This is a genomic window from Microvirga soli (assembly GCF_016734765.1).
Classification (GTDB): Bacteria; Pseudomonadota; Alphaproteobacteria; order Rhizobiales; family Beijerinckiaceae; genus Microvirga; species Microvirga soli.
Genome location: NZ_JAERQE010000039.1, coordinates 1 through 24,749 on the forward strand (window position 1 = coordinate 1; position 24,749 = coordinate 24,749).

General features: G+C 59.6%; 17 protein-coding genes and 2 pseudogenes. 7 read left to right on the forward strand and 12 right to left on the reverse strand.

Going from position 1 to position 24,749, the window contains the following annotated elements:
* The 3 genes and pseudogenes from JKL45_RS22835 to JKL45_RS22845 all read left to right on the forward strand — a co-directional run.
* Positions 1–320: AGE family epimerase/isomerase (locus tag JKL45_RS22835; protein ID WP_201864034.1), on the forward strand; the 320-nt coding region annotated here is incomplete at its 5' end.
* Between the two features lie 1,375 nt (positions 321–1,695).
* Complete coding sequence (locus JKL45_RS22840; RefSeq protein WP_201864036.1) at positions 1,696–2,445, forward strand: SDR family oxidoreductase; 750 nt, start codon at positions 1,696–1,698, stop codon at positions 2,443–2,445.
* An 80-nt stretch (positions 2,446–2,525) separates the two neighbouring features.
* Positions 2,526–3,483, forward strand: a pseudogene (locus JKL45_RS22845) (IS630 family transposase).
* A 653-nt stretch (positions 3,484–4,136) separates the two neighbouring features.
* Here JKL45_RS22845 and JKL45_RS22850 read toward each other — a convergent pair.
* The 9 genes from JKL45_RS22850 to hemA all read right to left on the reverse strand — a co-directional run bounded on the left by JKL45_RS22850 (position 4,137) and on the right by hemA (position 16,095).
* Positions 4,137–5,639, reverse strand: a complete 1,503-nt coding sequence (locus tag JKL45_RS22850) for a tripartite tricarboxylate transporter permease (protein ID WP_210345870.1) — start codon at positions 5,637–5,639, stop codon at positions 4,137–4,139.
* Between the two features lie 2 nt (positions 5,640–5,641).
* The gene (locus JKL45_RS22855; protein WP_201864038.1) at positions 5,642–6,145 is read right to left on the reverse strand and encodes a tripartite tricarboxylate transporter TctB family protein; all 504 of its coding nucleotides are present in this window, start codon (positions 6,143–6,145) and stop codon (positions 5,642–5,644) included.
* Between the two features lie 98 nt (positions 6,146–6,243).
* Positions 6,244–7,239: a tripartite tricarboxylate transporter substrate binding protein gene (locus JKL45_RS22860; protein WP_201864040.1), complete on the reverse strand. Its 996-nt coding sequence runs from the start codon at positions 7,237–7,239 to the stop codon at positions 6,244–6,246.
* Positions 7,240–7,528: 289 nt separating this feature from the next.
* Positions 7,529–8,551 carry an ABC transporter substrate-binding protein gene (locus JKL45_RS22865; protein ID WP_201864043.1) on the reverse strand — a complete coding sequence of 341 codons (1,023 nt, stop codon included), beginning with the start codon at positions 8,549–8,551 and terminating at the stop codon, positions 7,529–7,531.
* 44 nt (positions 8,552–8,595) lie between these two features.
* On the reverse strand, positions 8,596–9,387 hold the full coding sequence (locus JKL45_RS22870) for an ABC transporter permease (RefSeq protein WP_201864047.1): 792 nt from the start codon (positions 9,385–9,387) through the stop codon (positions 8,596–8,598).
* Positions 9,384–10,202, reverse strand: a complete 819-nt coding sequence (locus JKL45_RS22875) for an ABC transporter ATP-binding protein (protein ID WP_201864050.1) — start codon at positions 10,200–10,202, stop codon at positions 9,384–9,386. The genes JKL45_RS22870 and JKL45_RS22875 overlap by 4 nt, the downstream gene beginning before the upstream one ends.
* A gap of 117 nt (positions 10,203–10,319) precedes the next feature.
* Positions 10,320–13,403: an efflux RND transporter permease subunit gene (locus JKL45_RS22880; protein ID WP_201864052.1), complete on the reverse strand. Its 3,084-nt coding sequence runs from the start codon at positions 13,401–13,403 to the stop codon at positions 10,320–10,322.
* Positions 13,400–14,653: an efflux RND transporter periplasmic adaptor subunit gene (locus JKL45_RS22885; RefSeq protein ID WP_201864056.1), complete on the reverse strand. Its 1,254-nt coding sequence runs from the start codon at positions 14,651–14,653 to the stop codon at positions 13,400–13,402. The genes JKL45_RS22880 and JKL45_RS22885 overlap by 4 nt, the downstream gene beginning before the upstream one ends.
* Positions 14,650–16,095 (reverse strand): 5-aminolevulinate synthase, encoded by a 1,446-nt coding sequence (hemA, locus tag JKL45_RS22890; protein WP_246498838.1) that lies wholly within the window; start codon positions 16,093–16,095, stop codon positions 14,650–14,652. Before hemA ends, JKL45_RS22885 begins: the two co-directional genes overlap by 4 nt.
* Before the next feature lie 472 nt (positions 16,096–16,567).
* Between hemA and JKL45_RS22895 the strand changes: the two genes are divergently transcribed.
* Together JKL45_RS22895 and JKL45_RS22900 are read left to right on the forward strand one after the other, a co-directional pair.
* Positions 16,568–16,843, forward strand: a complete 276-nt coding sequence (locus JKL45_RS22895; RefSeq protein ID WP_201864058.1) for a hypothetical protein — start codon at positions 16,568–16,570, stop codon at positions 16,841–16,843.
* 219 nt (positions 16,844–17,062) lie between these two features.
* Entirely contained in the window at positions 17,063–17,713 is a 651-nt protein-coding gene (locus JKL45_RS22900; RefSeq protein WP_201864060.1) for a GGDEF domain-containing protein, read from the forward strand.
* Positions 17,714–17,933: 220 nt separating this feature from the next.
* On the opposite strand, the gene ald is transcribed toward JKL45_RS22900, so the two are convergent.
* Positions 17,934–19,049, reverse strand: coding sequence for an alanine dehydrogenase (gene ald, locus JKL45_RS22905; protein WP_201864062.1), 1,116 nt, complete (start codon positions 19,047–19,049; stop codon positions 17,934–17,936).
* A 1,472-nt stretch (positions 19,050–20,521) separates the two neighbouring features.
* Here ald and JKL45_RS22910 point away from each other — a divergent pair.
* Positions 20,522–21,826, forward strand: coding sequence for a polysaccharide lyase family 7 protein (locus tag JKL45_RS22910; RefSeq protein WP_201864064.1), 1,305 nt, complete (start codon positions 20,522–20,524; stop codon positions 21,824–21,826).
* A gap of 225 nt (positions 21,827–22,051) precedes the next feature.
* On the opposite strand, the pseudogene JKL45_RS30135 reads toward JKL45_RS22910, so the two are convergent.
* Positions 22,052–22,324, reverse strand: a pseudogene (locus JKL45_RS30135) (response regulator transcription factor); the annotation flags it as partial.
* 387 nt (positions 22,325–22,711) lie between these two features.
* Between JKL45_RS30135 and JKL45_RS22915 the strand changes: the two are divergent.
* On the forward strand, positions 22,712–23,122 hold the full coding sequence (locus tag JKL45_RS22915; RefSeq protein ID WP_201864066.1) for a cupin domain-containing protein: 411 nt from the start codon (positions 22,712–22,714) through the stop codon (positions 23,120–23,122).
* A gap of 948 nt (positions 23,123–24,070) precedes the next feature.
* On the opposite strand, the gene JKL45_RS22920 is transcribed toward JKL45_RS22915, so the two are convergent.
* Positions 24,071–24,742: a GntR family transcriptional regulator gene (locus JKL45_RS22920; protein WP_201864069.1), complete on the reverse strand. Its 672-nt coding sequence runs from the start codon at positions 24,740–24,742 to the stop codon at positions 24,071–24,073.
* Between the last annotated feature and the right edge of the window lie 7 nt (positions 24,743–24,749).

Here is a 24,749-nt window from a genome sequence, read left to right on the forward strand (position 1 = left end):
ACTGGGACGACAAGCCGAGGCTGCCTTTAAAGCTCTGGTGGCCCTGCGCGGAAGCCATCGGGGCAGCGGCGTTCCTGGGCGAGCACACCCCAAGCGACTACCACGAGCAATGGTACCGCACGCTTTGGGGCTTCACAGACCGCCACCTGATCGATCATCGACACGGCGGCTGGCGGCCTGAACTGAGCGAAGATCTGACGCCCAGTGCGACGGTGTTCACCGGCAGGCCGGATCTCTACCACGCCCTCCAGGCCTGCCTCATCCCGCTGTTCCCTGCCACCGGTAGCCTGACCAAGGTCATCCCGGAGGCGCCCTCTTAGACTGTTCCAACTTGGCATCCTGACGTTCTTTTCTTTTGCCATCATTCGCGGACGCAACCGCAAATTTTGGAAACAACGATAGTCTATTGTGGTGTTGCCCCACTCAGACGGACGAGGTCGAGACCGGTACGGTCCATGTGGAGCGAGCGCTGGTTCTATACCGAAGCGCAGCGGCGGTATGGGACGTGAGCAGATGGCTGCCGATCTATTTGAGGCATCCGAACGACACCATCAAGTGCTTCGTCCGTGCCATGCGGTTGAGCCCACTGGATTCGTTCTTTTGCTTCGGTTGCACCGGCATAGCCTTTGCGCCTATCCGCGCGCGAAGCCTCAGGGAGGCTGCATCTTGGGCGACCGGAGCCACGCATGAACAATCCACCTAGGCCGCCCCTTGGCGTATAGCGGCGATCGCCTATGGGTTGTCCGGCCGAGTTCCGGAGGCGCAGGCTGCTATTGCACTCATGCGCGAGATCGGCCCAGATTTGCGGATCTCGACCCATCTGCTGATTAAATCGACCTTCCGATGCTCCGAAGATCGCACGGCGCTGCAACGGGCGGGCTTGTAGGCGTAAATGCTGGATCGATGGACAACTTGGCGCGGATGCAGCAGTCGACGTCAATGGGCTGCTCGCGGCGCGCTCCCACGTCCTGAACTGGGTCACGGGTTTCGGAAGCTGTTGGATCAACGGTTGGCAAGCCGCACGACGGGTCCCTGCGTCGGTGTACGAGAAGGGGCAGAAGGCGCAAGGGTGCGTGTCGTCTCGTGCTGCCGGGAAAAGGATGCGTCTTGGCGACCCCGATGCTGACCGTCGCGACCTGAGGAGGATTGCTTTCATGAACCAGCCGCTCCACAAGCGACTGGTGCGCGATAGTTTTCAGGACAACATGCATAGTAGCCTCGTTGCTACCCAATAAAGTCAGCTTCTGGCACGTTCCGGACGGCCGGTGAACTTCTGTTATGAACAGGAACATTGGACGTTTCTGCCAATGAACCAATTTCACGACCTGACCAATGCAGACATTCTATTGAGTTGCCGCGGGTATTCAAAGTTTAATGAGTTACTGAAAGGATGAGCCTCAGCAGTTGCCTCATTGCTCGAAATTGGTGGAGTGCTAATGCCCAATCCTGACCCGACACTAGCCGCGTCACAGCTCTCTCGTCAGACCTGATGGCCTCAGAACCGCAAGTCAGAGTATTGACTAAACCTGCCGGGGCACCAAGCTGCTCGTGTTAGCAAAGATTGCCGACGCAATCCTCGCCAGTCTCAAGCGCTTCTAATAGCGCTCTTCGAACGCGCTTCCAGCATCCGTAGGCACAATTGTCACCATGGAGAGAATGGCGCACATTCTTAACTAGTTAAAGGAAGGACGAGCAATGAGCAGCGCTAGGCGATTTCAAGGGCGCAGAGCCGTCGTGACCGGAGGCGCATCGGGCATTGGCTTCGGTGTAGCAATGAGGCTCGCGTCCGAGGGAGCGCAAGTGGTCGTTTGGGATGTGGGCCCCACCATACTTAAAGCCTCCGGCAGCGAAATCGGCGAAGGCCTGACTGGCATTCATGTTGACATCACAGACCCTGTGGGTGTGCATGCTGCCATGGAGCAAACTCTCTCGGTACTCGGCGGCGTCGATATTCTTGTGGCAAGTGCCGGCATCACGGGACCGAATACGACGACCTGGGAGTATCCTGTCGATGCCTGGCAGAGGGTAATTGAAGTCAATCTCAATGGCCTTTTCTACTGTAATCGCAGTGTTGTTCCAGCGATGCTGGAAGGAGGCTATGGCCGCATCGTCAATGTGGCTTCAGTTGCCGGCAAAGAGGGCAACCCCAACGCCTCCGCCTATAGCGCCTCGAAGGCTGCCGTCATTGGTCTCACGAAGTCGCTTGGCAAAGAACTCGCCAAGACGAACATCACAGTGAACTGCGTGACACCTGCTGCAGTCCGAACACCAATTTTCGACCAGATGAGTCAAACCCATATCGACTTCATGCTCTCGAAGATCCCCATAGGGCGGTTCGGGACAGTGGAGGAGGTGGCCGCGTTGATTTGCTGGCTAGCGAGCGAGGAGTGCTCATTCACGACCGGTGGTGTTTTTGATGTCTCTGGCGGGCGTGCAACATACTAGAGCACCGGATTGAAAGGCAGATTCGAGAGGTTTCGGCTTGGGCTGAAGTGTGATTCCCTTCTGAGAGCAGGAGGTGGATCATGACCCAGAGCTTCTCCTTGGATCTGCGCGTGCGGGTTGCGGCCTTTGTCGAGGCGGGCCATTCCTGCCGGGCAGCGGCCCGCCACTTCGGGGTCAGCGACAGCTGCGCCATCAAGCTCATGCAACGCCAGCGGCAGTCCGGCTCACTCGCGCCGGCTCGCCAGGGCCGCCCACCAGGAGGTGGCAAGCTGGTGCCCTATGAGAGCTTCCTGATCCAGACCGTGGAAGCCGAGCCGGCCATCACCATGCCCGAGCTCGCCGCAAGGCTGCTGGACGAGCATGGGATCGTGGCGGCTCCCGCAATGCTCTCGCGCTTTCTGTGCCGACGTGGCTTCTCATATAAAAAAATGCCTCATGGCGGCGGAGTGCGCACGCGCCGACGTGCGGGATGAGCGCCGGGTCTGGCATGCCCAGCGTCAGCCGCGCATGCGTCAGGAGCCGCACCGGCTGGTGTTCCTGGACGAGACCTATGTCAACACCAAGATGACCCGCCTGCGCGGGCGCTCGCACAAAGGCCAGCGGCTGCGCATGAGCACGCCCTTTGGACACTGGAAAACCCACACGTTCCTCGCAGGGCTGCGGTGCAGCGAGTTGAGCGCCCCGTGGGTCATCGATGGTCCGATCACCCGTCTGGCGTTTGAGGCTTACATCGAGACACAGCTCGCGCCGACCCTGCAGAAAGGCGACGTGGTGATCCTCGACAACCTGGCCGTTCACAAGAGCGAAAAGGCCGCGCAGTGCCTGAAGCAAAGGGGCGCCTGGTTCCTGTTTCTGCCGCCGTACAGTCCAGACATAAGCCCGATTGAACAGGCCTTCGCCAAGATCAAAGCGCACCTGCGCAAGACCGAGGCCCGCACCTTCGACGCGCTCTGGCGCGCCCTCGGCGGCATCTGCGACTTGTTTGAGCCGCAAGAATGTTGGAACTTCCTCAAGGCAGCCGGGTATGCGTCCGTGTAACCGTCCGGTGCTCTAGTGTACTGAGTAGCTACCCACTTTAAAGGATGCAGCGCTAGAGCAATGGTGGTCCTGATGGAGCCAGTGCGTCGCCGCTAATGCTTTGTTTCAGCACCACATTCCATGGCGAATCGTACTCCAATGGCAAGCTCGTTGCTCTAGAGCGAACGTAAAGAGCACAGCCCCTACAATAACTCACCCACCACCGGCTTCGAACCAATGTCTCCAGTTCTGACATAAGTTCTGGCCGGATCCAGAGAAACGCCCGAACAGGCTATCTCGGCAAATATGACGAACTTCTCAAATTGATGGCCACCGTTCTCCGCTCGCTAACGGCTTAGGATAATCCATTAGAGCGGCATGGGCAGAGTGGTTAACTTCTCACCGGAACGCGGATCGTTTCGTAGGACACGATGGTGTTGCTCTCAAGCAGCATATTCTCAACCGAATGGTAACTCAGTAAGAAACGGAAATGTAACCAGAGTAGGGGAGCGATTGTCTGTTTGCGAGACAGTGGTGCTCATAGCTGACAGACTTGCTTATACCACAGCTTTGCACAGACGTTCTTAGCCGATCATTACTGTGACATTTGCGGCGCGATGAGACCAGTTCATAGAAGCCTGCAGTTGTTCAGCTTCCCACCCTGGAGTGACTCCCTAAGACATTTGCTCCTGCTGCCCCGGTCGGAAGCGCCTCCATAACCAGATGAACGCCGGCCATAGTAGCGCAGAAATCGTCATCGTTGCCAAAACTGCGGAAACCGGGCGTTCGAAGAAGGGCAGCAAACTCCCATCGGATTTGATCAGCGATGTGACGAAGCTCTGCTCGACCATGGTGCCCATCACAATGCCGAGCACCATAGCAGCGACAGGAAATCCGTTGTTTTCCATCGCATAACCAATGACGCCGAAAGCCGCGACCAAGATGACTGCAAACAAGTTGTTGCCAGTTGCAAAGGCTCCCACCGCGCAACAAACCAGAATGACCGGCATGATCGTTGCTCGAGGAGCCCGCAAGATGTAACTCGCCGCCCGGATCATCATGATCCCAAGAGGGATCATGATGATATTGGCGAGAATGAAGATGATGTAGAGCGCGTACATGCTCGAGGCTCTCTCCGTAAAGAGAGTCGGGCCGGGATTAAGGCCCTTCATGTACAGGACGCCGATGGCGATCGCGGTGATTGTGTCTCCAGGAATTCCGAACAACAGGGCCGGCACCCAACCGCTCGCCAAGCTCGCATTGTTGCTCGCGCCAGCTTCGACGAGCCCTTCAGGATGCCCAGTGCCGAACTTCTTCCGTTCCTTGGAGAACCGCTTCGACATCGCATAGCTTACCCAGGCCGCCATATCGGCGCCTGCTCCCGGCAGAACGCCGATGATGATGCCGACAATATTACCCCGGGTCATCTGTCGCCAGTATTTGATGGTAAGGGCGAGTTGACCTGCCAGAATACTTCCAAATTTGCGAGACGGCAGAGGAGGCGGTTCAGGTGAGACTATGGCGCGGATGACCTCCGATACCGCGAAGACTCCGACTAGGGCAGGGATAGGCTCGATGCCGCCAAGGAGTTCGGTAATCCCGAATGTGAAGCGGGGCACGCCACCTGGGTTTTCCATTCCGATGCAGGCGACGAGAAGCCCGATGAGCATACTTGCGATTGCTTTTACCGGGGATGACCGCGCCACCAGTGTGGCGCACATCAAGCCCAGGAAAGCGAGCCAGAAATACTCGTATGTTGAAAAGTTAAGCGCCAGTTCCGCGAGCACAGGAGCCATCACGACGAGCGAGATCGTCCCGGCGATACCGCCTAGCGCACTGAACCAAAGGCCTGCTCCAAGAGCAACTTCTGCCTGACCGTTACGGGTCATTGCATAGGCCTCGTCGGTGTAGGCGGCTGAGGCGGGCGTTCCGGGGATACGGAGCAGACAACCTGGAATATCGCCTGAAAAGATTGCCATTGCGGAAGCCGCGATGATCGACGCTACCGCGGCGATGGGCGATAGATAGAACGTCACCGGTACCAGCAGTGCCGTCGCCATCGTGGCCGAAAGGCCCGGCAGCGATCCGATGACGAGGCCGTAGATCGATGATAGCAGGATCGCAATCAGCACATCAGGGGCAAGCACGAGGCGGAAGGCTTCAAGGAGTTCGTTCATGATCACCAGGGCATCGGTAGAAGGCCGGGAGGTAATGGGACGCGCAGGAGCTTGTAGAAGATCAGATGTATTGCGATTGGGGCCAGTGCCGCGAGCGGAAGGGCCACGCGGATCTTGGCGCCGAAGGCGAGGGCTGACGCGAAAATCATGATAGCCGCAGTTGGGACGAACCCGATGCGATCTGCGGCATAGACGTAAAACAGAAGTAGGCCGGGCGGTAATAATGCACGAAGTCTATGCCTCAGAGGGTTTACTGGCATCGCTTGTTGCGACAGCCCCTGAATCTCCGCAAGGTCTGCCTCTGCCTCTGCCTCATCTTCAAAGCTGTGCCCGACCCCAAGTGCAATCATGAGCCCGCATAGGATGAGGCCTGCGCCTATCACCATCGGGAACACGCTCGGTCCGACATCCTGGCCCGGCACCGGGGGAAATTGTGAGCCACCATAGGCAGCAAGCACGCCTAGAGTGGCAACGAATGAGCCAGTGACTCGATCGGACAAACGCATGGACGAGCGTCTCTTGGCAAATGGGCAGGATGAAGCCAGGCGCCTCTGCCGAAGCAAAGGCGCCCAAACAGTTGAAAGCGCCTCTGGCCTGACCCTGTCTAAGCCTTCGCCAGGCCTGCGGCTTTCATGGCCTCACCCATCTGCCGGTCGGATTCATCCATGAACTGACCGTATTCTGCTCTTTCGGCCCATTGGGTTCCGAAGCCTCGGCTGCTCATGAAGTCTTTGTACTCTTTCGAGTCGTAAACTTCCTTGAGCACGGTGACCAGTTTATCCTGAATATCTGCCGGGAGGCCCTTGGGTCCGGCGATTCCGCGCCATACACCAACCGATTTGTGTGCGCCCATCTGCTCGTTTAACGTAGGCACATTTGGAAATTGCGGATTCCGTTCTGGTGCCAGGATGGCAAGGCTCTTGGCTCGGCCCGCGTCGATCATCGGTCGGGCTTCGGGAAGCGAGCAAGGCACGATGTCGATGCCACCGGCTGCCAAGTCCTGCATCCCTGGCGCGGCACCATTCGAAGGCACCCAGGCCACGTGATTGGGTTGGAGGCCAAGAGACTGCAGCCATCCTACAAGGGCCAAGTGCCAGATACCGCCCTGGCCGGTCCCAGAAGCTTTCAGTTTGCCGGGAGGCGCCGCCTTGATGGCGTCGGCAAGTTCCTTAATGCTCTTGTAAGGACTATCCGCCTTGACCTGGATGGCCGGCGCGTCGACGTTCATCAGCGACAGGGCCGTATAGTTTTTCGGCGTCAGATCCGTCAGCCCCTGCCAATGCATCATCGCTATCTCGACCGTGAGCATGCCTATGGTGTAGCCATCCGGTGCTGCGGTTGAAATAGCCGTATGTCCGACCACCCCGTTTCCGCCGGTTCGGTTCACAACATTCACAGGCTGACCGAGTTTCTGTTCCATTACCTGCGCGATGATGCGCGCTGTCGCATCGGTGCCACCGCCTGCTCCCCATGGGCAGATGAGCGTTATAGGTCGATTAGGATAGTTGGACTGTGAGAAAGTTGGTTTCAATCCGATGATAGAACTTGCAAGTACGGTGGACGCCGACACGACAAAGCCGCGTCTCGTGAACGATGACATGCGTTTCCTCCTGGCTAATCCCCAGCCATGGCTGCGCCTATTCTCGGTGCTTTGCCTAAGAGTATTCTACGTAGCCTTATTCCTGGCGCAACTGTGTTTGGCTAGAATTGTTTCGAAAGTGCTCGGGGGGAGGATGCTTTCAGCATGAACGCATGTCACGATTTGGCACTTTCATACACAACCGTTTGGTTCGCTTCGGCACTCAAGAGCCAAATTTTGATGGATCCCGTGAGAGTGGGACTTCTCAGAAGCGATCATACAAATATGTTCGACCTGCCTAGCTCGATGGTTAACTACCAGCCTGCTTCACAAACCGGTCGTCAAAGGTTGCGGAGAGGTCGACCTTCGCATCTTTCAACTCGGGGTCGAGCTGCTTCAGCATATCCATGACACTCGTCATGCCAACGGGTGGGACAATGCCGTCACGGGAATAGCTTTCGAGAGAATTCTGGACAGCCTTGAGGTATAACGGGCGGTCGCCGAGATGGTATTCTGGTGGCACTGTTGCCGCGACATCTTCTGGCGTCGCTGTCTGGAGCCACTTGAGCGACTTCACAAAGGCGTTCACGAGGCGTTGGGTCGTTATTGGATTAGCGTCGATGAAGTCCTTCTTCGTGTACAGGGTTGCTGCCGGGTTCGAACCGCCGAAGAGCGCCCGCGTTCCGGCTTCAGTGCGCGTATCGATCAGGATTGAGATATCTCCATCCGATTCGAGCTTAGAAATGACTGGATCGAGATGGGAGATCACGTCAATTTCACCCTTCTGCATGGCGGCAACAGCGCTCGCACCTGATCCGACGCCGATGAAGGCTGCGTCCGTCGGCTTCAATCCAGCCTTCACCATGGCGTATTGCGCCGTGAGCGCGGTGGAGGAGCCCGGTGCCGTCACACCGATTTTGAGGCCCTTGAAATCGGCTGCGGATTTGATCTGCCCGGCCTTTTCCTTCTTCGCCGCGATGACGATAGCGGGAAAGCGCCCGAGCTCGGCTATGGCGCGGACATCTTGACCCTTGGCCTGCATGCGAATAGTATGTTCATACGCTCCCGTGACGATGTCGACGGAGCCGCCAATGAGGGCTTGGAGTGACTTGGCGCCGCCGCCAAAGTCGTTAATTTCCACCTCTAGCCCCTCTTCTTTGAAGAATCCCTTCCGTTCAGCGATGGTCAGAGGAAGATAATATAGTAGCGGCTTGCCGCCTACACCCAAGGTTACCTTGCTCTTCTCCGGCTTTGCCTGTGCGAGAGCGCTGCGGCTGAGACCGCTGGACAGAGCGATTGCTCCGACTCCGATGAGAAATGTACGGCGTTCCATCCTCGTTCTCCCTGCTTGGATGCAGATTGTGAATGCAGGATTACCTAACCCTGCCCGTTTGTCGATGGGGCAGGGCGCCAGACTAGGAGGCGCCTCTCGATAAGGGTCACCACGAAATCGATGAGAATAACGAAGATCGACAGGATCACCATGCCTGCAAAGACACCAGTGACGTCAAACACGCTCTCCGCCTCGTGGATTTTATAGCCGAGCCCTGCAGAGGAGCCGAGATACTCACCAACCACTGCACCGACAAGAGCGAACCCTACAGAGGTGTGCAGGGACGAGAACATCCACGTGAGCGCTGCCGGCCAATAGACGTGCCGCAGAAGCTGACGTTCGTTCATACCGAGCATCCTGGCGTTGGCCAACACAACCGGGCTCACCTCGCGCACGCCCTGATACACGTTGAAGAAGACGATGAAGAAGACCAGCGTAAACCCGAGGGCTACTTTGGACCAGATCCCCAGGCCGAACCAGAGGGCGAAAATCGGCGCGAGCACCACCCGCGGCAGCGCATTCGCCGCCTTGATATAGGGGTCAAACACGGCAGCCAGGAGTTCGCGGCGGGCGAACAGAAAGCCGAACAGGATCCCTCCGCCGGCGCCGAAGGCGAAAGCCAGGAGGGTCTCCACAAGGGTGATCCAGAGATGTCGCCATATCTCTCCTGAAGCGAACTCCTTCCAGACCCTCGCCAGAACGTCGAGCGGAGTCGAGAAGAAGAACTGGGTCTGCCTTGTCGGAGCGAGAATTGGGTAGGCGGTTAAGGCATGCCAGAGCAACAGGAAGCTAAGGCCCACGGCAACCTGGAGCAGGATGAGCTTCAAGCGGTTCATGAGGAGGCTCCTTCTCCCTGGGCATAGGCCTTTTGCACCTCGGTGCGAAGGCTCGCCCAAATCTCCTTGTGAATGTGATGGAAGGCGGGCTCGAGCCGCACCTCCGCAATGTCGCGTGGGCGTGACAGCGGCACGGGAAACTGCCCGATAATACCGGCCGCGGGACCGGCCGACATAACCACCACCCTATCGGCCAGGGCAATCGCCTCCTCAAGGTCGTGCGTGACGAAGAGAACGGCCTTGCGATTGGCTGCCCAGAGGTCCAGCAGCAGGTTGCCCATGATTTGCCGGGTCTGCGCATCCAGTGGGCCGAAAGGCTCGTCCATCAGAAGGATCTCAGGATCGCGGATCAGCATCTGTGCCAGGGCGACCCGCTTTCGTTGGCCGCCCGAAAGCATATGTGGATAGCGGTCGACAAAGGCGGCGAGCCCGACCCGCCGCAGCCAATCCCGGGCTTTCGCCTCGGCCTCTTTGTGGGAAACGCCCTTGGGCTCCAAGGCGACGGCCACGTTCTGAAGAGCTGTCTTCCAGGGCATCAGTGCGTCCTGCTGAAAGAGATAGCCCGCACGGCTGTTGAGGCCATGCAAAGGCGCACCAAAGATCTCGACCTCACCATCGGATGGCTTCAGCAGCCCCGCGGACGCGTTGAGCAGCGTGGATTTACCGCAACCGGTCGGCCCCACGATAGCGATGAATTCCCCTGGGGATGCTGTGAGATCAATGTGCTGGACGGCCGTGTAGCCGCCCACCTTCGACCCGAAGGTGATGGCCACGCTGCGGAGCGAAACGGCTGGAGCATTCGGTGATAAGGGCATGAGAATTGAGCGTTCCCTGCGCCTGTGAGCGGCGCTTGGAGTCATCCTAAAGGCTCGGCCTTCCATAGCAAGAGCAGGGTGATTCCTCGGTTGAGACGATAAAGGCCTCAAACTGAGCTATGCAGGCTGTCGTTTGCTGATTCGGAATAGCCGCCGTCCAACCCCGGAGAGCCTCTCCATATAGAGATACAGGACAGGCGTGATGAAGAGGGTGAGCAGCTGCGACACGATCAGGCCTCCGATCACCGCAATTCCAAGCGGCTGGCGCAGCTCGAAGCCTGCGCCTTGGCCAAGGGCAATCGGAACGGCGCCGGCCAGAGCCACGGCCGTGGTCATCATGATCGGACGAAAGCGGATCAGGCAGGCCTCCCGGATCGCTGCGGACGGCGAGAGGCCTTCGCGCTGACGGACGATCGCCAGGTCGACCATCATGATGGCGTTCTTCTTCACGATCCCGAACAGCAACAGGATACCGATCAGCCCCATGATGCTCAACTCCATCTGGTAGAGGTGGAGGGCGGACACCGCTCCAATGGCAGCGGCAGGCAGTCCTGCCAGGATCGTGACAGGATGGACAAGGCTCTCGTACAGCGTGCCGAGGACAATGTAGATCGTTAGGATCGCTGCTGCGAGCAGAAGCGGCTGATTGCGCACCATATCCTGGAAGACGCGAGCAGTTCCGGCAAAGCCGGTCGTCACAGTCGCAGGGATGCCTTCCTCAAACTTCAAAGCATTGATCCGATTGACGGCTTCACTAAGCGCAATTCCCACAGGAGTATCGAAGGTGATCGTCACGACTGGTCGCTGTCCCAGCTGGGTGACGGAGCGTGGGCCTGACGTTCGCTCCATCGAAGCGAAAGACGAGAGCGGGACCAGCGTGCCGCTTGCCGATCGAACGGTCACGAGGTCGAGCGGATCCATGGTTTGCGCGAAGCGAGGATCGAACTCGATCAGAACCTGATAGCTGTCTGCGCTGCCATGGATTGCCGCCGCCTGCCGGTTAGCGAACCCCGTGTGCAGGGTCGAACGGATCTGCTCGGACGTCATCCCGAGTTGGCGCGCCTTGTCTTGGTCGATGCGGATTGTGGCCTGCAAGGCTGTCTCTTGCGCATCGGTCCTGACGCCGATGAACATGGTGTCCTGGCTCATCCTGCGAACCAGCCGCGCGGACCAGTGCTGCAGTTCGTCAAGGGTCTGGGCCTGCATCGTAAGCTGGTACGTGCCCCGGCCGGATTGGCTTCCCATCCGGGCATTCTGGGCCGTTGCGACAAGGCTCTCGATGCCGGGCAGTTCATCCAGGTCCCGGCGCAGATCCGTCATCACCTGCGCAAGCGGCGCCCGCTCGGCCTTGGCTTTCAGCTCCACGAACAGCCGCCCCTCGTTGAGGCCCGTTGTACCTGTCGCGCCGATGTCCGAGACCACCTCGGCCACATGCGGGGAGGCGCGCAGCACCTGCTCGACCTGACGTTGCAACTCGACCATGGCCGTGAAGGATACATCCTGGCGCGCGCGGGTCGAGACTGTGATCTGCCCGATATCTTCCTGCGGCAGGAAACCCTTTGGAATGGTTCGGAACAGCCAGCCGGAGGCGGCAAGGCTGACGAGGAACAGGATCAGCATCAGAGGGCGGAGCCGCAGGCTTAAGTCGAGGCATACGCCATAGCAGCGTGTCAGCCCTGACATCGCGCGATCCGCCCAGTTGTGGCGGCCGGCTTCCTGCCGCCTGGCACTTGGCAGGCGGGCCGCGAGCATGGGCGTGAGACTCAAGGAGACCGTAGCGGAGATCGCCAGCGAGACCGAGACCGTGATGGCGAACGGGCTGAGGATGCGTCCGACCACACCGTCCATCAGCAGTAGCGGAATGAATGCCGCGATGAGCGACGCGGTAATCGATACGACTGTGAAGAAAACCTCCTTCGCTCCTTTCAGGGCTGCTCTGTAGGGCGAGGCTCCGGCCTCGATATGACGCATAATGTTGTCGGTCACCACGATGGCATCATCGACCACGAGACCGACCGACAGGGTCAGAGCCAGCAGCGTGATGTTGTCCAGGGACAACCCGAGGGCGTACATTGCCGCGAAGGTGGCCACGATCGAGACCGGAATGGTGACACTCGGGATCAGAGTCGTGGCGAGACGGCCGATGCCGAGGTAAAGGACCGCACAGACAAGGCCGATGGTGAGCACCAAGGTGAAGGTGACATCCTCGATGGCCGTGCGGATCGAGACCGAACGATCGTTCATCGTGGTGAGGGATACGCCAGGTCCCAGTTCCTCCTGGATACGAGGCAGGGCTGCTCGAACCTGGTCCACCACATCGATCGTGCTGGCATCGGGCTGGCGCTGCACCGATACAACCAGCGCGGGCGAGCCATTATGTCTGCTGGCGCGCTGATCGTCCTCAACGGAGTCGATCACCTTGGCGACATCGCCAAGGCGAAGCGGTCGCCCATTGCGGTTCGCGATGATGAGATCGCGCCAGGCCTGCGCATTACCGAGCTGGGTCGAGACCTCGATCGTGAACCGCTGGTCCGATCTCGTATGGGAGCCTACGGGCGTTTGAGCGTTCGCAGCACGGATGGCACGCTCCACCTCGTCTACGCCGATGCCGCGCGCCGCCAGGGTCAGCGGGTCAAGCTGGATGCGCACCGCAAATTTTTGGCTGCCTGAGATTGTGACCTGGGCGACGCCAGTGATTGCAGATAACCGCGGTGAGATTACGGAGCGGCCGAATGCATCAAGCCGCCAAAGAGGATACGTGTCGCTTCTCAGGACGATCAGCACAACCGGGGCGTCAGCCGGGTTGAGCTTACGGTAGACAGGCGGGCTCGCCATCTCAACGGGCAGCTGCGGCTGCGCACGCGCGATGGCGGCTTGGACATCAGTCGCCGCCATATCGATGTCACGCTCCAGGGCAAACTCCAGAGTGATCGAAGATGCGCCAGGAACGTTGGTTGTGCTGATGTCCCGAACGGACGGGATGGTCGAGAACTCCTTGATCAGTGGCGTCGAGACGGTGGCCGCCACGATCTCAGGGCTCGCACCGGGCAGCGCAGTCGAAACGGAAATCGTGGGAATATCGATCCGGGGCAGGGCGGCGACAGGAAGGCGCTGGTAAGCCACGAGACCGGCAAGCATCAGGGCTGCGGTCAGCAGGAGTGTTGCAACGGGTCGTCTGATGAAGGGAGCCGAAGCATTCATCGGCGCACGGGTCCGGCGTCCGCCGTGCGGGAGCTCTGCGCCATCGATTTGGGAGCCAAAGCCGCCTCGGTTATTGAACTGCCGTCTCGTAGCCGCGCGTGACCTTCGACCACTACGCGCTCGCCGGGAGTGAGCCCTTTGGCGATCACAGCCTCGTCACTCTTCGTGGCGATGGTCTCCACCACGCGCATCTCGACAATGTCCCCCGGTCCGACGACGAAGACATAAGGGCCGCTTTCCCCCGCATGCAACGCGACGAGCGGAACGGCCGCCGCCAGTGGATGTGAGCCGAGCGTCAGTTCAACGTGAACATATTGACCTGGCCATAAGCCGTTGTTGGCCTTCAGGACAGCCTTCGCTAGAATGGTGCCTGAACTGACGTCCACCGACGAGTCGAAGAATGTCAGGTTCGCCTCTGCTGATGTTTGACCATCCTGTCCAGCGAGAACGCGAGCACGGCCTTTGTCTTTAGGATCTGCAAGAGCCGCGCGGAGCAACGGAAGATCGCGCTCTGGCAGGGAGAACGAGACCTGCAAGGGCGACATCCGTGTGATGGTGACCAGTCCATCCCCGGACAGATCGGAGCCTCGCACGACATGGCCTTCGCCACCCTGCACGACGCCGGCACGTCCGCTGATCGGCGCCGTGATCCTGGTGTGCCCCAGCCTGGTACGCTCGGTAGCAAGAGCCGCCTCGCTTGCCGCAACATTGGCGGCGGCGATCCTGACCTCGGCATCGGCCTCTTCGGCCTGGGCCTGACTGGCCACGGAGCGGGCCAGCAACTCCTGAGTTCGCTTGAGCGCAGCCTGCGCTTTGGCCAACACGGCTCGGTCGCGGGCCAGGACTGCCTCGCCGCGGGCGATCTGCGCCTGGAGCTCGCGATCATCGAGGCGGAACAGAAGATCCCCGGCTGCGACCTCCTCACCGTCATGGACATGACGCTCGACAATGGTGCCGTCGATGCGGGTCCGCACAGTGACGCGCGCGGTCGGCTCAATCCAGCCGATGCCGGTCCAGGTGATCGGCATTGCTAGTGCATAAACAGGAGCGGTGATCACGGGAACTGGGGGCGAACTCTTCTGCGGTAGGGATGTCCGAACCGGTGCTGGAGGCTCGGGAGCCAGACTAGAGGTCGCCAGCGGTTTGTTAACCGAGGCCTGAACTGCGGCTTGTTCTTCCGCTCCTGCCATCACGTACCAGATGCCTCCTGCGGACATGACCAAGAGCAGGAGAAGAGCGCCGCGGATCATTGGCTACGCTCCATCTTCCATGCCGCCTGCTTGCGCTCCTGCGGTTCGAGCACCAACCCGCTGAAGGACAGACCGAGAGCCTTCCATGTCTCGACGAGAGCCTGCGTCAGGGTCTCGATATGCGCTCCAGTATGTAGCGGCCCCGGGGTGATGCGCAGTCGCTCGGTGCCTCGGGGCACGGTGGGGTAGTTGATGGGCTGGATGTAGATGCCGTGCTTCTCCAGCAGGCGATCCGAGGCTGCCTTGCAGGCTTCCGCGTCCCCCACCATTACCGGAACGATATGCGTCGGGGTTGCCAGCACAGGCAGGTCGGCGCGGAGGAGTGCATCCTTGACTTGAGCTACCTGGCATTGCTGTCCCTGTCGCTCGGCCCGCGAGGCCTTGAGGTGCCGCACCGACGCTGTGGCGGCGGCAGCCACGGCCGGGGGCAGGGCGGTGCTGAAGATGAAGCCTGGGGCAAAGCTGCGCACCGCATCAATAACGGACGCGGCACCCGCGATGTAGCCGCCCATGACGCCGAAGGCCTTGGCCAAAGTGCCCTCGATCACATCGAGCCGGTGCATCACGCCGAGACGCTCCGCAAGACCTGCGCCGCGGGGGCCGTACATGCCGACCGCATGGACCTCGTCGATATAGGTCATGGCGCCATAGCGCTCGGCGAGATCGCAGATCTGACGGATCGGCGCCACGTCCCCATCCATGGAATAGACGCTTTCGAACACGATCAGCTTGGGCCGGTCGCCGGCGGCCTGGAGCAGTTCTTCCAGGTGTTCAAGGTCATTGTGGCGGAAGACCGCCTTGTCGCAGCCGGACTGGCGCACGCCCTCGATCATGGAGTTGTGGTTGAGGGCATCCGACAGGATCAGGCAGTTCGGGATCAGCCGGGCCAGAGTGGAGATCCCGGTCTGGTTCGACACATAGCCCGAGGTGAAGACCAGAGCGGCTTCCTTGCCGTGCAGATCGGCGAGCTCCGCCTCCAGCTCGACGATGGGGTGGCTGTTGCCCGAGATGTTGCGCGTGCCGCCAGCTCCGGTGCCGAGGCGCCAGGCCGTCTCGACCATGGCGCGGGTCACGTCCCGGTTCTGGCCCATGCCGAGGTAATCGTTGGAGCACCAGACCGTGATGGGACGCGGTCCCTCCGGGGAGTGCCAGAGCGCCTGTGGATAACGCCCGGCCAGGCGCTCGATGTCGGCAAAGACGCGATAGCGTCGCTCAGCTTTCAGCCGCGCAATGGCGGCATCGAAATAGCCGGTGTAGACCTTAAGAGCAGGAGCCTTCCAAATCGGATCAAGCGCTGGCTTAACGACCCTGAACGGCATGGGACGGCGGGCCAGCAAGGACGCGGCTGTCTCACACCGACCATCCATCCCATAGGTTTCCGTGAGCTTGGCCCAGCAGCGTGGAAACTGCGTATTGCTGTGGCAGTGCCTCTCTGTGACCATTCGCAACCTCCCCCTTGAGCGCTTAGGGCCTGTGTGCCTCGTCAACACGAAGCCAAGTACGAAACGATTGTGACGGAGACGGTGAGGCGTGCAATTTGGACTGAGGTCCCACGTCCGAGGCGACTTAGGTCTGATGGGCTCGCTGCAGGGAGGAGCTTTAAGCGTCCTCTCCCGTCCGAGCAGTCACTTCTGCTAGGCGTGACCCTCAGCAACAAAATGCAAGTGTGAAGGCACCGCACTCAGGAGGCTGCTGAAGGTCTGGTCTTGGCACGGAGCTGAAGTAAGTCGAATGTCTGATCACGCGGCACAAGCAGACGTCCGTGCGGGGCAGGGGATCTTCAGAAATTGACCCACAGGCGACGTTCCCAAGAAGGACTCAAACGGCCGGAAGGTGGGCAGATCGCCTCCGGACTCCTTGTCTTAGCGACTTGATCTTAAGGCAAAATTTGCTCATCTCGTGTACGGGCAATGTATGCCTGGCCTAAACTCCATCCCCAGCCCGCTCCGCTCTGATCGCATCCACACCGATCTCGTCCGGCTGCTCTATACAGCTCTGCCTCAGGTCGCATCGGTAACAACCGGTGTCGTCGTCGGGGCTTGGCTGATGGCTTGGCGCACCGGGTTCGATTGGGAGTGGCTGCTGGCTTGGCTGTCGATCGTCATGGCGGTGATCCGGCTGGGGCTCCTCGCAGCTTTTCGTCAGTCCAGGGCAGATAAGGATCTCTCGCCCGCAGCCGCGAGGCGATAGGAGTGCGCCTACGGCGTAGGCTCGCTCCTGATGGCAGCCGTCATCGCGGGAATGTCGCTCCTGGCCCTCTCGGGGGCCGATGCTGGGGTCCAGTTGCTCTGTCTTGGGCTCACAATGGCAACCTGCGCTGAGCAATCGTCAACGCGGGTTGCCTGTCGGGCATGGATCCCGATCAGCACCGGCAGCATCGTCCTGGCCGCCTTTGCCGGAGGCTGTCTGATGCATGCTGATTTCAGCTACCAGATCGTCGGTGGTTTGCTCCTGCTTTATGGGTACAGCCACATCGAGGCATGTCGCCACGGCGCTCAGACCATCGTGGCCCTGCATCGCGCACAACGCAGCCTCGCCTATCGCGCCGCCCACGATGATCTCACTGGGCTTCCAAACCGAGCCGCCTTTTATGAATGCCTGTCCGAGGCATCCGAGCACCTGACGCGCCACAGGCAGAAGTACGCGGTCTTTGCCTTGGATCTCGACGGGTTCAAAGACGTGAACGATGCCTATGGCCATGCCACGGGTGACGAGCTCCTTCGCCAGATCGCCCATCGGATGCGTCACGCTCTCCGCGAGGGCGATGTGGTCGCCAGGCTAGGAGGGGATGAGTTCGCGGTGCTGCAAATGCCTGCTACGGAGCGGGAGGCTGCTATTCGGTTGGCCGAGCGTCTCATCGCGGACGTCGGCGTTCCCTACTGTATTGAAGGGCGATCGATCGGCATCAACGTTTCTGTCGGCATTGCCCTCGCTCCCGAGTGCGGTGACGGAGAGGCTCTCCTGCGCGCCGCGGATGCGGCAAGCTATGAGGCCAAAAGAGCCGGCAAGGGGCTATACCGTCTTGCCAGCCCCAGCTGCCGTTGGCCGCTCACAGCATAGGGATTCCTGCCGCTGGGCACGACGGGGATCAATCCAAGCGTCCGCAGGAGCAGAGTGAAGCCGACCTTCATGTGGTCCGCTCTACATTCCACTTTGACCTAAAGCTGCCTTCACCGGGTGAGAGAAGCCCCGAAGCTCTGCCCCTGGAGCGGTTCAGGAGTACCCATGCATGCAATCGCAAACCAATAACTGTAGCAGGGGCCTGCCTCCCATATCTCACCTAAGCTAGCGTCTCGTCGACCGGCGTATAGGGAAGCTGGTGGGCGTCCGCTACGGGCTTGCAGACAATCTTGCCATCATGAACGTTGAGCCCGTCTCGCAGATGGGGATCGTCCCTCAGGGCCTGCCGCCATCCTTTGTCGGCGAGCGCCAGGGTGAAGGGCAGGGTGACGTTGTTGAGCGCAAACGTAGAGGTGCGCGCCACCGCGCCCGGCATATTGGTCACACAATAATGGACGACGTCGTCGACAACATAGGTCGGCTCGGAATGGGTCGTAGGGCGCGATGTTTCAGAGCAGCCGCCCTGGTCAATGGCGATGTCGACGATGACGGAGCCAGACTTCATCGACCGCACCATCTCAGCGCTGATCAGCTTCGGCGCGGCGGCACCTGGTACGAGCACGGCGCCGATGAGGAGATCCGCCTCCTTCGCCAAGTGGGCGATAGCATCGCGCGTAGAGAAGACGGTGCGAATCGAAGCGCCGAACTGCACGGCAAGGCGGCGCAGCACCTCAGCCGAGCGGTCGATAACGGTGACATTCGCGCCCATCCCGAGGGCGATTGTGGCTGCATGCGTTCCAGACACGCCCCCTCCCAAGATCACCACCTCGGCTCCTGGCACGCCCGGTACACCGCCAAGCAGGACGCCACGTCCGCCCTGAGCCTTCTCAAGGCAATACGCGCCGACCTGGGGCGCCAGCCGCCCGGCTACCTCGGACATGGGTGTAAGAAGCGGAAGTGCACCGGAAGGCGAGGTTGCCGTCTCATAGGCGATGCAGGTTGCGCCGCTCTTCATCAGGTCCTCGGACTGTGCCAAGTCGGGCGCGAGATGAAGATAAGTGAAGAGCACCTGTCCCGGGCGCAGGCGGCGGCGCTCCTCGGCCAAGGGCTCCTTCACCTTCACGATCATTTCGGCCCGCTCGAAGATCTCGTCCGGTCCACCGAGGATGGTCGCCCCCGCCGCCTCGTACTCGCGGTCCGGGAGGCCCGCACCCAGGCCTGCCCCGCACTCGACCAGAACCTTGTGGCCGTGATGAACCAGTTCTGCCACGGAGGAGGGGACGAGGCCGACCCGGTATTCGTGGTTCTTGATCTCCTTGGGCACGCCGACGCGCATGAGCCGTCTCACTGTTGCTGGTTTACGAGAATTCTTGCCTGCCTGCTTGTGTACGGGAGCAAAACGACAGATGTTGAGTTAGTCGATCCGCTCAAAAGCTTCCGACAGAATGAACATCATGGTGTCGATATGCTCGCGTTCAATGATTATAGGTCGTGATAGGGCGATAATGTCATTTATGACACGGATCAGCAATCCGCGATTGAAGCATTCAAGAATGGGATGTCACATTAATCGAGTATGGCTGGTGAACTGACACTAAAGGCCAGTTTTTGCACAACCTAAGTCACTGGCTTTCTTAGGAAGGAAAATTCTTCCTTGACGAACACAGGGCAGAATTCCCGATTAATGTGACATTCCCGTCGCCGTCACGTCCGTTCGCGTTCGAAACGAGTTGGCCGGACGAGCGGGCTTAAGGACGGTTAGGGACAGAGATAGCCGCGGTCGCCGTCCGAGACGCACCGTGCCCCGTTCGGGAGGATGATCCCGCCCGTCCCGTCAGGTCTCACGACCTCCCCGTTTGCTAACGTGAAACCGCCACCCGGCTCCGCAGCCACAGTCGTGCGGTCGGGCAAGGTGTATCTGCCGTCGCGGTAGGTCACGCGTCTCGTGTACGTGGGAGCGGATGTTGGTGCCCTGGAGGCAGACGGCATCGCTTGCGTTGACCCCAGGTTCGCGGGCGGCGCGGGCGGCGCCTGCTGCTCGCCTGACGAGACACATGCTGACAGCGCAATGGAGATCAACATTATGGACAGCAGGCGCATCGAACTCCTCCAGGGCAGGTGACCGGAGCTGACTACTGCCGGTGTCAGGTGATGACCATGGCTAAAGAGGGTTAGACCGGGGTTTTGGCTCGAAGGGCGGTCATGACCAGCGAACTTCTCTGACGCCCTCGGTCAGCCGCGACGAAGCTGATTGACAGCCTGTCGGTAATGGGTCGGCGCCAACCCCAACACATCCAAAGGGCCGCTGCTGGCACCGGGCGAACTTTATCTGGATTTCGGCTTTCGCGGTGTGAGCGGATCTTCATTCAATCCGCTCTACGTTACACTTTGACCCTGAGGCAACGTTCAGGGTTACTTGCAGAACCAGATCAGCTCCAGCCGACAGTTCCTCTACATACCAAGCCCATCGTACATCAGCGGTTGCTTGCTCGTAGCGTCGGGCTCGTCAGAACCTAGTGCTGAAACCCACCTGACATACCCTCTGCGATAAGCCGTGCGCCGCGGGCTGAGAAAAATGAAGCGTGGCCACGTTCTCGCCCTATTCAGCTACCACAACCCTGACCGTAGAGTTTCGAAGTACCAGCTTCATCTCCTGAATTGCTGAAGTGTGTCGATCGTATTTGTGTGCATTTCAGCGTCTCCTTCTTATTACTCCAACCGATCTTATCTCTGCGTATCTCACCACATCACCCATCCTGATCTTCAGGCCTCGGCTCAAGAGGCTCGCTCACCTATGGGGCTCATCCTATGTCTTTGAATGCTTCCACCGCGCCCAGCGGCAACTTCAACTTGTCCAATTGGAAGATCACCCTCCCAGTCGATCAGAGCGGCACCCTCAGTGGCACTGCCGTCGAGGTGCAGAACCTCAGCGGCTACAAGAACTCAAAGTACTTCTACACAGGTTCCGACGGTGCGATGGTCTTCTATGCTCCCGTCGATGGAGCCACCACTAAGGGCTCCTCCTACGCCCGGTCTGAGCTGCGCGAGATGAACGCCTCTGAGAAGGCGGCTTGGGATCTGTCCAAAGGCGGGTTCATGGGGGCTACCCTTGAGGTCGACGCTGCGCCCAACCGCGATGGCGTCGGCGGCAGACTGGTCGTGGGCCAGATCCATGGTCAGGACGATGAGCTGGTGCGTCTCTACTGGGAGAACGGCACCGTCTACTTCGTCAACGATCAGGCGGGCGCCAGCAACTCCGAGACCAAGTTCACGCTCAAGGACAGCGGTGGGGCCACGCCGGACGTCTCGCTGAATGAGAAGTTCTCCTACACGATTAATGCTAAGGGCTCGACCCTCGAGGTCGATGTCTATGCTGACGGTAAGGTCTACGAGTCCAGCACCACGATCAACTCAGTCTGGCAGAGCGACACGTTCTACTTTAAGGCGGGTGCCTACCTTGGCGCGAATGAAAGCAACGGTTCTGGTGCGGGTCAGGCCTCGTTCTATGCCCTGGATGTCAACCACGATGGCAAGGTAATGACACCCTCCACCTCCTCTGATCCGGCGCCAGAGCCGATGCCAAGCGAACCGGCGCCCGACCAGACGGATGAACCCACCCCGGCCCCAACACCGAAGCCTGATCCAGCCCAGTCCGACCTGCCAACTACTGCGAAGACCATCAACGGCGACAGCAATGGCAACAACCTGAGGGGCACGTCCGGGAGTGACCTGATCGACGGCAAGGGCGGCGGCGACACGATCTGGGCCAAGAACGGCAGCGACATACTGAGCGGCGGCTCAGGCGAGGATGTCTTTGTTTTCGACACCAGGCCCGCCAGCACCAACATCGATACGATCCTGGACTTCACTCCTGAGGATGATACCATCCGACTCAACGACTCTGTGTTCATGGTGCTGGAACAGGGCACGCTGTCGGCCGGCAACTTCGTGATTGGCGATGTGGCCAAGGACTTCGACGACTACGTCATCTATAACGACAAGACAGGTGCTCTGTCCTACGATGCCGATGGGAAAGGCGCAGGCGCCGCGGTACAGTTTGGCGCCATCGACAATCTGGCGAAGCTCGCTGCAAGCCACTTCGTCGTGATCTAAGCACGAGCATGCTTCACGAATGGCCTCAGTTCCCGCTGAGGCCACTTGTCCCTGACGCAGTGAACTCCCAGAATTGGCCAATAGAGTGTTGAGATCGGTTGTCTTGCCTATCAGCCGGGCTCTATGACTTCCTGAAGAGCCTTGATCAGGGGCGGCCGAGCGAAAGGGCTTGCGAAGGAAAGTAGTATTCGGCGCTAGATCGTTCGAACCCGGATCGACCTGGCCTGAGATCGCCAGCACTCCGACCTCGGCCCAGGCCTGCCGGACCAGGCGTGCGAACTCAAAACCATTCATAGATCCAGGCATGTTGACGTCCGTGACGACAACAGCAACATCAGTCCTGGACCGGAACAACTCGAACGCCTCGTCCGCATCCTGTGCCTCGACCACCCAGAACTCGGCCTCACGCAAGATGTCGACCAGGGTCTGACGAACAAGGAACTCATCCTCAACGAGGAGAACCACGGGCTGGTTGAGGACTCGACGGGGCGGCTTCATCCTGCGGCAACGAACCTTCGCCAGCACAGTTTCGACCAATGTGAAGGTCCCCGAGGCCAGCTTGTCTCATGCTACATCTCCCGCCCGTTTAACATTGGGTTTGGAGTTGTCCATCCCGGCTCGAAGGTCGGATGTGGCACGGAGCTGAAGTATTCCTCATGTCCCCTTAGGGCGGGAAAACCGGACGTTCCTAAAGGTCAGGGAGTTTCCTTGGATGCCCCCTCCGGACCATCGGTGAGTGGGCCTGTGGCAGGATGGTGCGCAATGCCAGTGGCGATGCAGCCCATAGCATCGCGTTTTTGAGAGTAGTGCGGCCTGTTTTCCTGCGCGTGCGAAGACGCACGCTTTGTGGTAAACTTGCGTTTCTCCCTAACGGAGGAGAGCGCAATGAAGAGCATCGTTCTCGTATGCGCCTTTGCGTGTGTTGCCTCGGCTGCCCAGGCGCAACAGCCAAGCCCTCAAACTCCTGGTCCCAACTTCATTCTGAAGCAGATCGTGCCGACGCTTCCCACCAATGAGCAGCTTGAGGTCCGGGTGCGAACCGCCACTATTCAACCGGGCGCAGTAGGTCAGTGGCATACCCATCCCACGCCACCGATCGTCTACGTGGTGGAGGGCACGCTATCCGTGGATAGAAAGGATGGGGAAACGGTTCACACCGAGGCTGGACAGGCCGTGATCGAGCCGGTCAACACCATCATTCGCGGCACCAACAAGGGGGAAACGCCGGTGAAGCTAGTGATCTTTCAGGTTAGTCCTCCAGAGGTTCCCGAGTCTCATCCGGCTCCATCACAGTAGCAAAGCGGCGATATGATCGGATGACGGGCGGGATACTCTCCCGCCCGGATCCATAAACACCGTTCCGCACGATTTTACATGCGAGCCGCGAATGTCCCGCTTGATCCCCAAGCTCGATGGCAGCGATCCTCATCGAATCGGACATTCCAAAAACGCAGGGAAGCTCAGTTCCTGACCCACAGGCGACATTCCGTGTCGGCTGCTTAAGCACTCGTCTTCCAGCCCAGCACCTGTTCTCGAAGTGCCGATAGGAGTGGAGTTCTCAAGCTGCTGTCACGTACCTTCTGCGGACGTAGCCGCAACTAAGTCCACTTCATGGCTAAACGGCTCTGTCTAAGCTCGACAATAAGCTGGGGTTAACCATGGTCGCTCATGCCACTGACATCGCCGTTCCTAAGGCATTTCTGACATACGAGGGTGTCACAATCTATCGCGCGTACCAGTTCGCTGATTCTTTCAGCTATTCACCCTCGTCCTACATCTTTCCGACGTCCCCGAGAGGGGACGTACGCTTTAGACCCTTTCCGCTTCAATGTTCGTACTCTGACTGTCCCCGCTGTACCCGCCTACGAGGACACGTTGCGTGCTGGTGAGCAAAGTGCCGTGGGTGCCGTGTTGGAGCAAGCCATTGATCGCGGCATGCTCACAACAGCGAATGCTAGTCCTGGGTCTCGGCTTGTACAGGTCCATAACCAAGCCAAGTGATGGCAATATACCAGCCTCTCTTCACAAACGAGGCGGTAGCATCCGCACAGATGAATTGACATGCCTAACAGCAGATGACCAATGCCAGGCGATACCTCCCGAGGGGCCGGTCCAATTCACTGATTGACCCGCAGAGTTGACGTTCAACACTTGCTCGCCTGAGGGCTTCACAAGTCTGGTTACGATTGCCGATTGGTATGCATCGCATCTCATTGAGGTTCGGGAACGGCTAAAGATGACCGGTCACCGAAGCCCGAGAGCTCGGTTCCTCGCGCTGTTGATATGAGCTTCCATTGCTATGACAGCTTGCGAGGGATCGCGGGTTTCCATCGCATCGATTATGGCCATATGCTCCTGCATCACGGATGGGACCAAAGCCTCAGAGAGGAGCGTCTGCTCCTGTCGGATGAGGCGCACTTTGATCGAGTTGACCCGATAAGCATCGGCTATGATGGCGTTGCCGAGGGATGTGATGATGGTCCAGTGCAAGTTCCAGTCGACCGCCTGGGCTCGCGCGACAAGGTCTGCCGTAACGCCTCCTCGATACTCGACCAGAATGCTCTCGTGGTCATGCCGAAGCTGAGCGAGCACCGCATCACCCACCGCAGCAGTAAAGATTGCCACTGCGGCACTTTCCATGAAGAGCCGGAACTGGAACGCGTCCCGGATCAAGCTTAAGTCTACATGAGCAACCTGCATGCCCCGCTGCGGGACTGTCTTGATGAGACCTTCGGACTCGAGCCGAGGCACGAGTTCCCGGATCGCTCCAAGTGATAGACCAGTCAGCTCAACAAGCTGGCGTTGAGAGATGAATTGCCCAGGGCGGATGTCTCTCGCCAGGAGATGGTGCGTAAACCTGTCGTAGGCTTTCTCCCGAAGCTTGTGCCCAGCCCCGCCTGAATCAACCTCCTCCATGCTCGCC

Excerpts from the sequence above, each read along its gene's own strand:
- JKL45_RS22910 (WP_201864064.1), top strand. The coding sequence starts at position 20,522 with ATGTCTTTGAATGCTTCCACCGCGCCCAGCGGCAACTTCAACTTGTCC.
- ald (WP_201864062.1), bottom strand. The coding sequence starts at position 19,049 with ATGCGCGTCGGCGTGCCCAAGGAGATCAAGAACCACGAATACCGGGTC.
- JKL45_RS22875 (WP_201864050.1), bottom strand. The coding sequence starts at position 10,202 with ATGCCCTTATCACCGAATGCTCCAGCCGTTTCGCTCCGCAGCGTGGCC.
- JKL45_RS22900 (WP_201864060.1), top strand. The coding sequence starts at position 17,063 with ATGCATGCTGATTTCAGCTACCAGATCGTCGGTGGTTTGCTCCTGCTT.
- JKL45_RS22880 (WP_201864052.1), bottom strand. The coding sequence starts at position 13,403 with ATGAATGCTTCGGCTCCCTTCATCAGACGACCCGTTGCAACACTCCTG.
- JKL45_RS22870 (WP_201864047.1), bottom strand. The coding sequence starts at position 9,387 with ATGAACCGCTTGAAGCTCATCCTGCTCCAGGTTGCCGTGGGCCTTAGC.
- hemA (WP_246498838.1), bottom strand. The coding sequence starts at position 16,095 with ATGGTCACAGAGAGGCACTGCCACAGCAATACGCAGTTTCCACGCTGC.
- JKL45_RS22840 (WP_201864036.1), top strand. The coding sequence starts at position 1,696 with ATGAGCAGCGCTAGGCGATTTCAAGGGCGCAGAGCCGTCGTGACCGGA.
- JKL45_RS22855 (WP_201864038.1), bottom strand. The coding sequence starts at position 6,145 with ATGCGTTTGTCCGATCGAGTCACTGGCTCATTCGTTGCCACTCTAGGC.
- JKL45_RS22915 (WP_201864066.1), top strand. The coding sequence starts at position 22,712 with ATGAAGAGCATCGTTCTCGTATGCGCCTTTGCGTGTGTTGCCTCGGCT.
- JKL45_RS22860 (WP_201864040.1), bottom strand. The coding sequence starts at position 7,239 with ATGTCATCGTTCACGAGACGCGGCTTTGTCGTGTCGGCGTCCACCGTA.
- JKL45_RS22850 (WP_210345870.1), bottom strand. The coding sequence starts at position 5,639 with ATGAACGAACTCCTTGAAGCCTTCCGCCTCGTGCTTGCCCCTGATGTG.
- JKL45_RS22895 (WP_201864058.1), top strand. The coding sequence starts at position 16,568 with ATGCCTGGCCTAAACTCCATCCCCAGCCCGCTCCGCTCTGATCGCATC.
- JKL45_RS22920 (WP_201864069.1), bottom strand. The coding sequence starts at position 24,742 with ATGGAGGAGGTTGATTCAGGCGGGGCTGGGCACAAGCTTCGGGAGAAA.
- JKL45_RS22885 (WP_201864056.1), bottom strand. The coding sequence starts at position 14,653 with ATGATCCGCGGCGCTCTTCTCCTGCTCTTGGTCATGTCCGCAGGAGGC.
- JKL45_RS22865 (WP_201864043.1), bottom strand. The coding sequence starts at position 8,551 with ATGGAACGCCGTACATTTCTCATCGGAGTCGGAGCAATCGCTCTGTCC.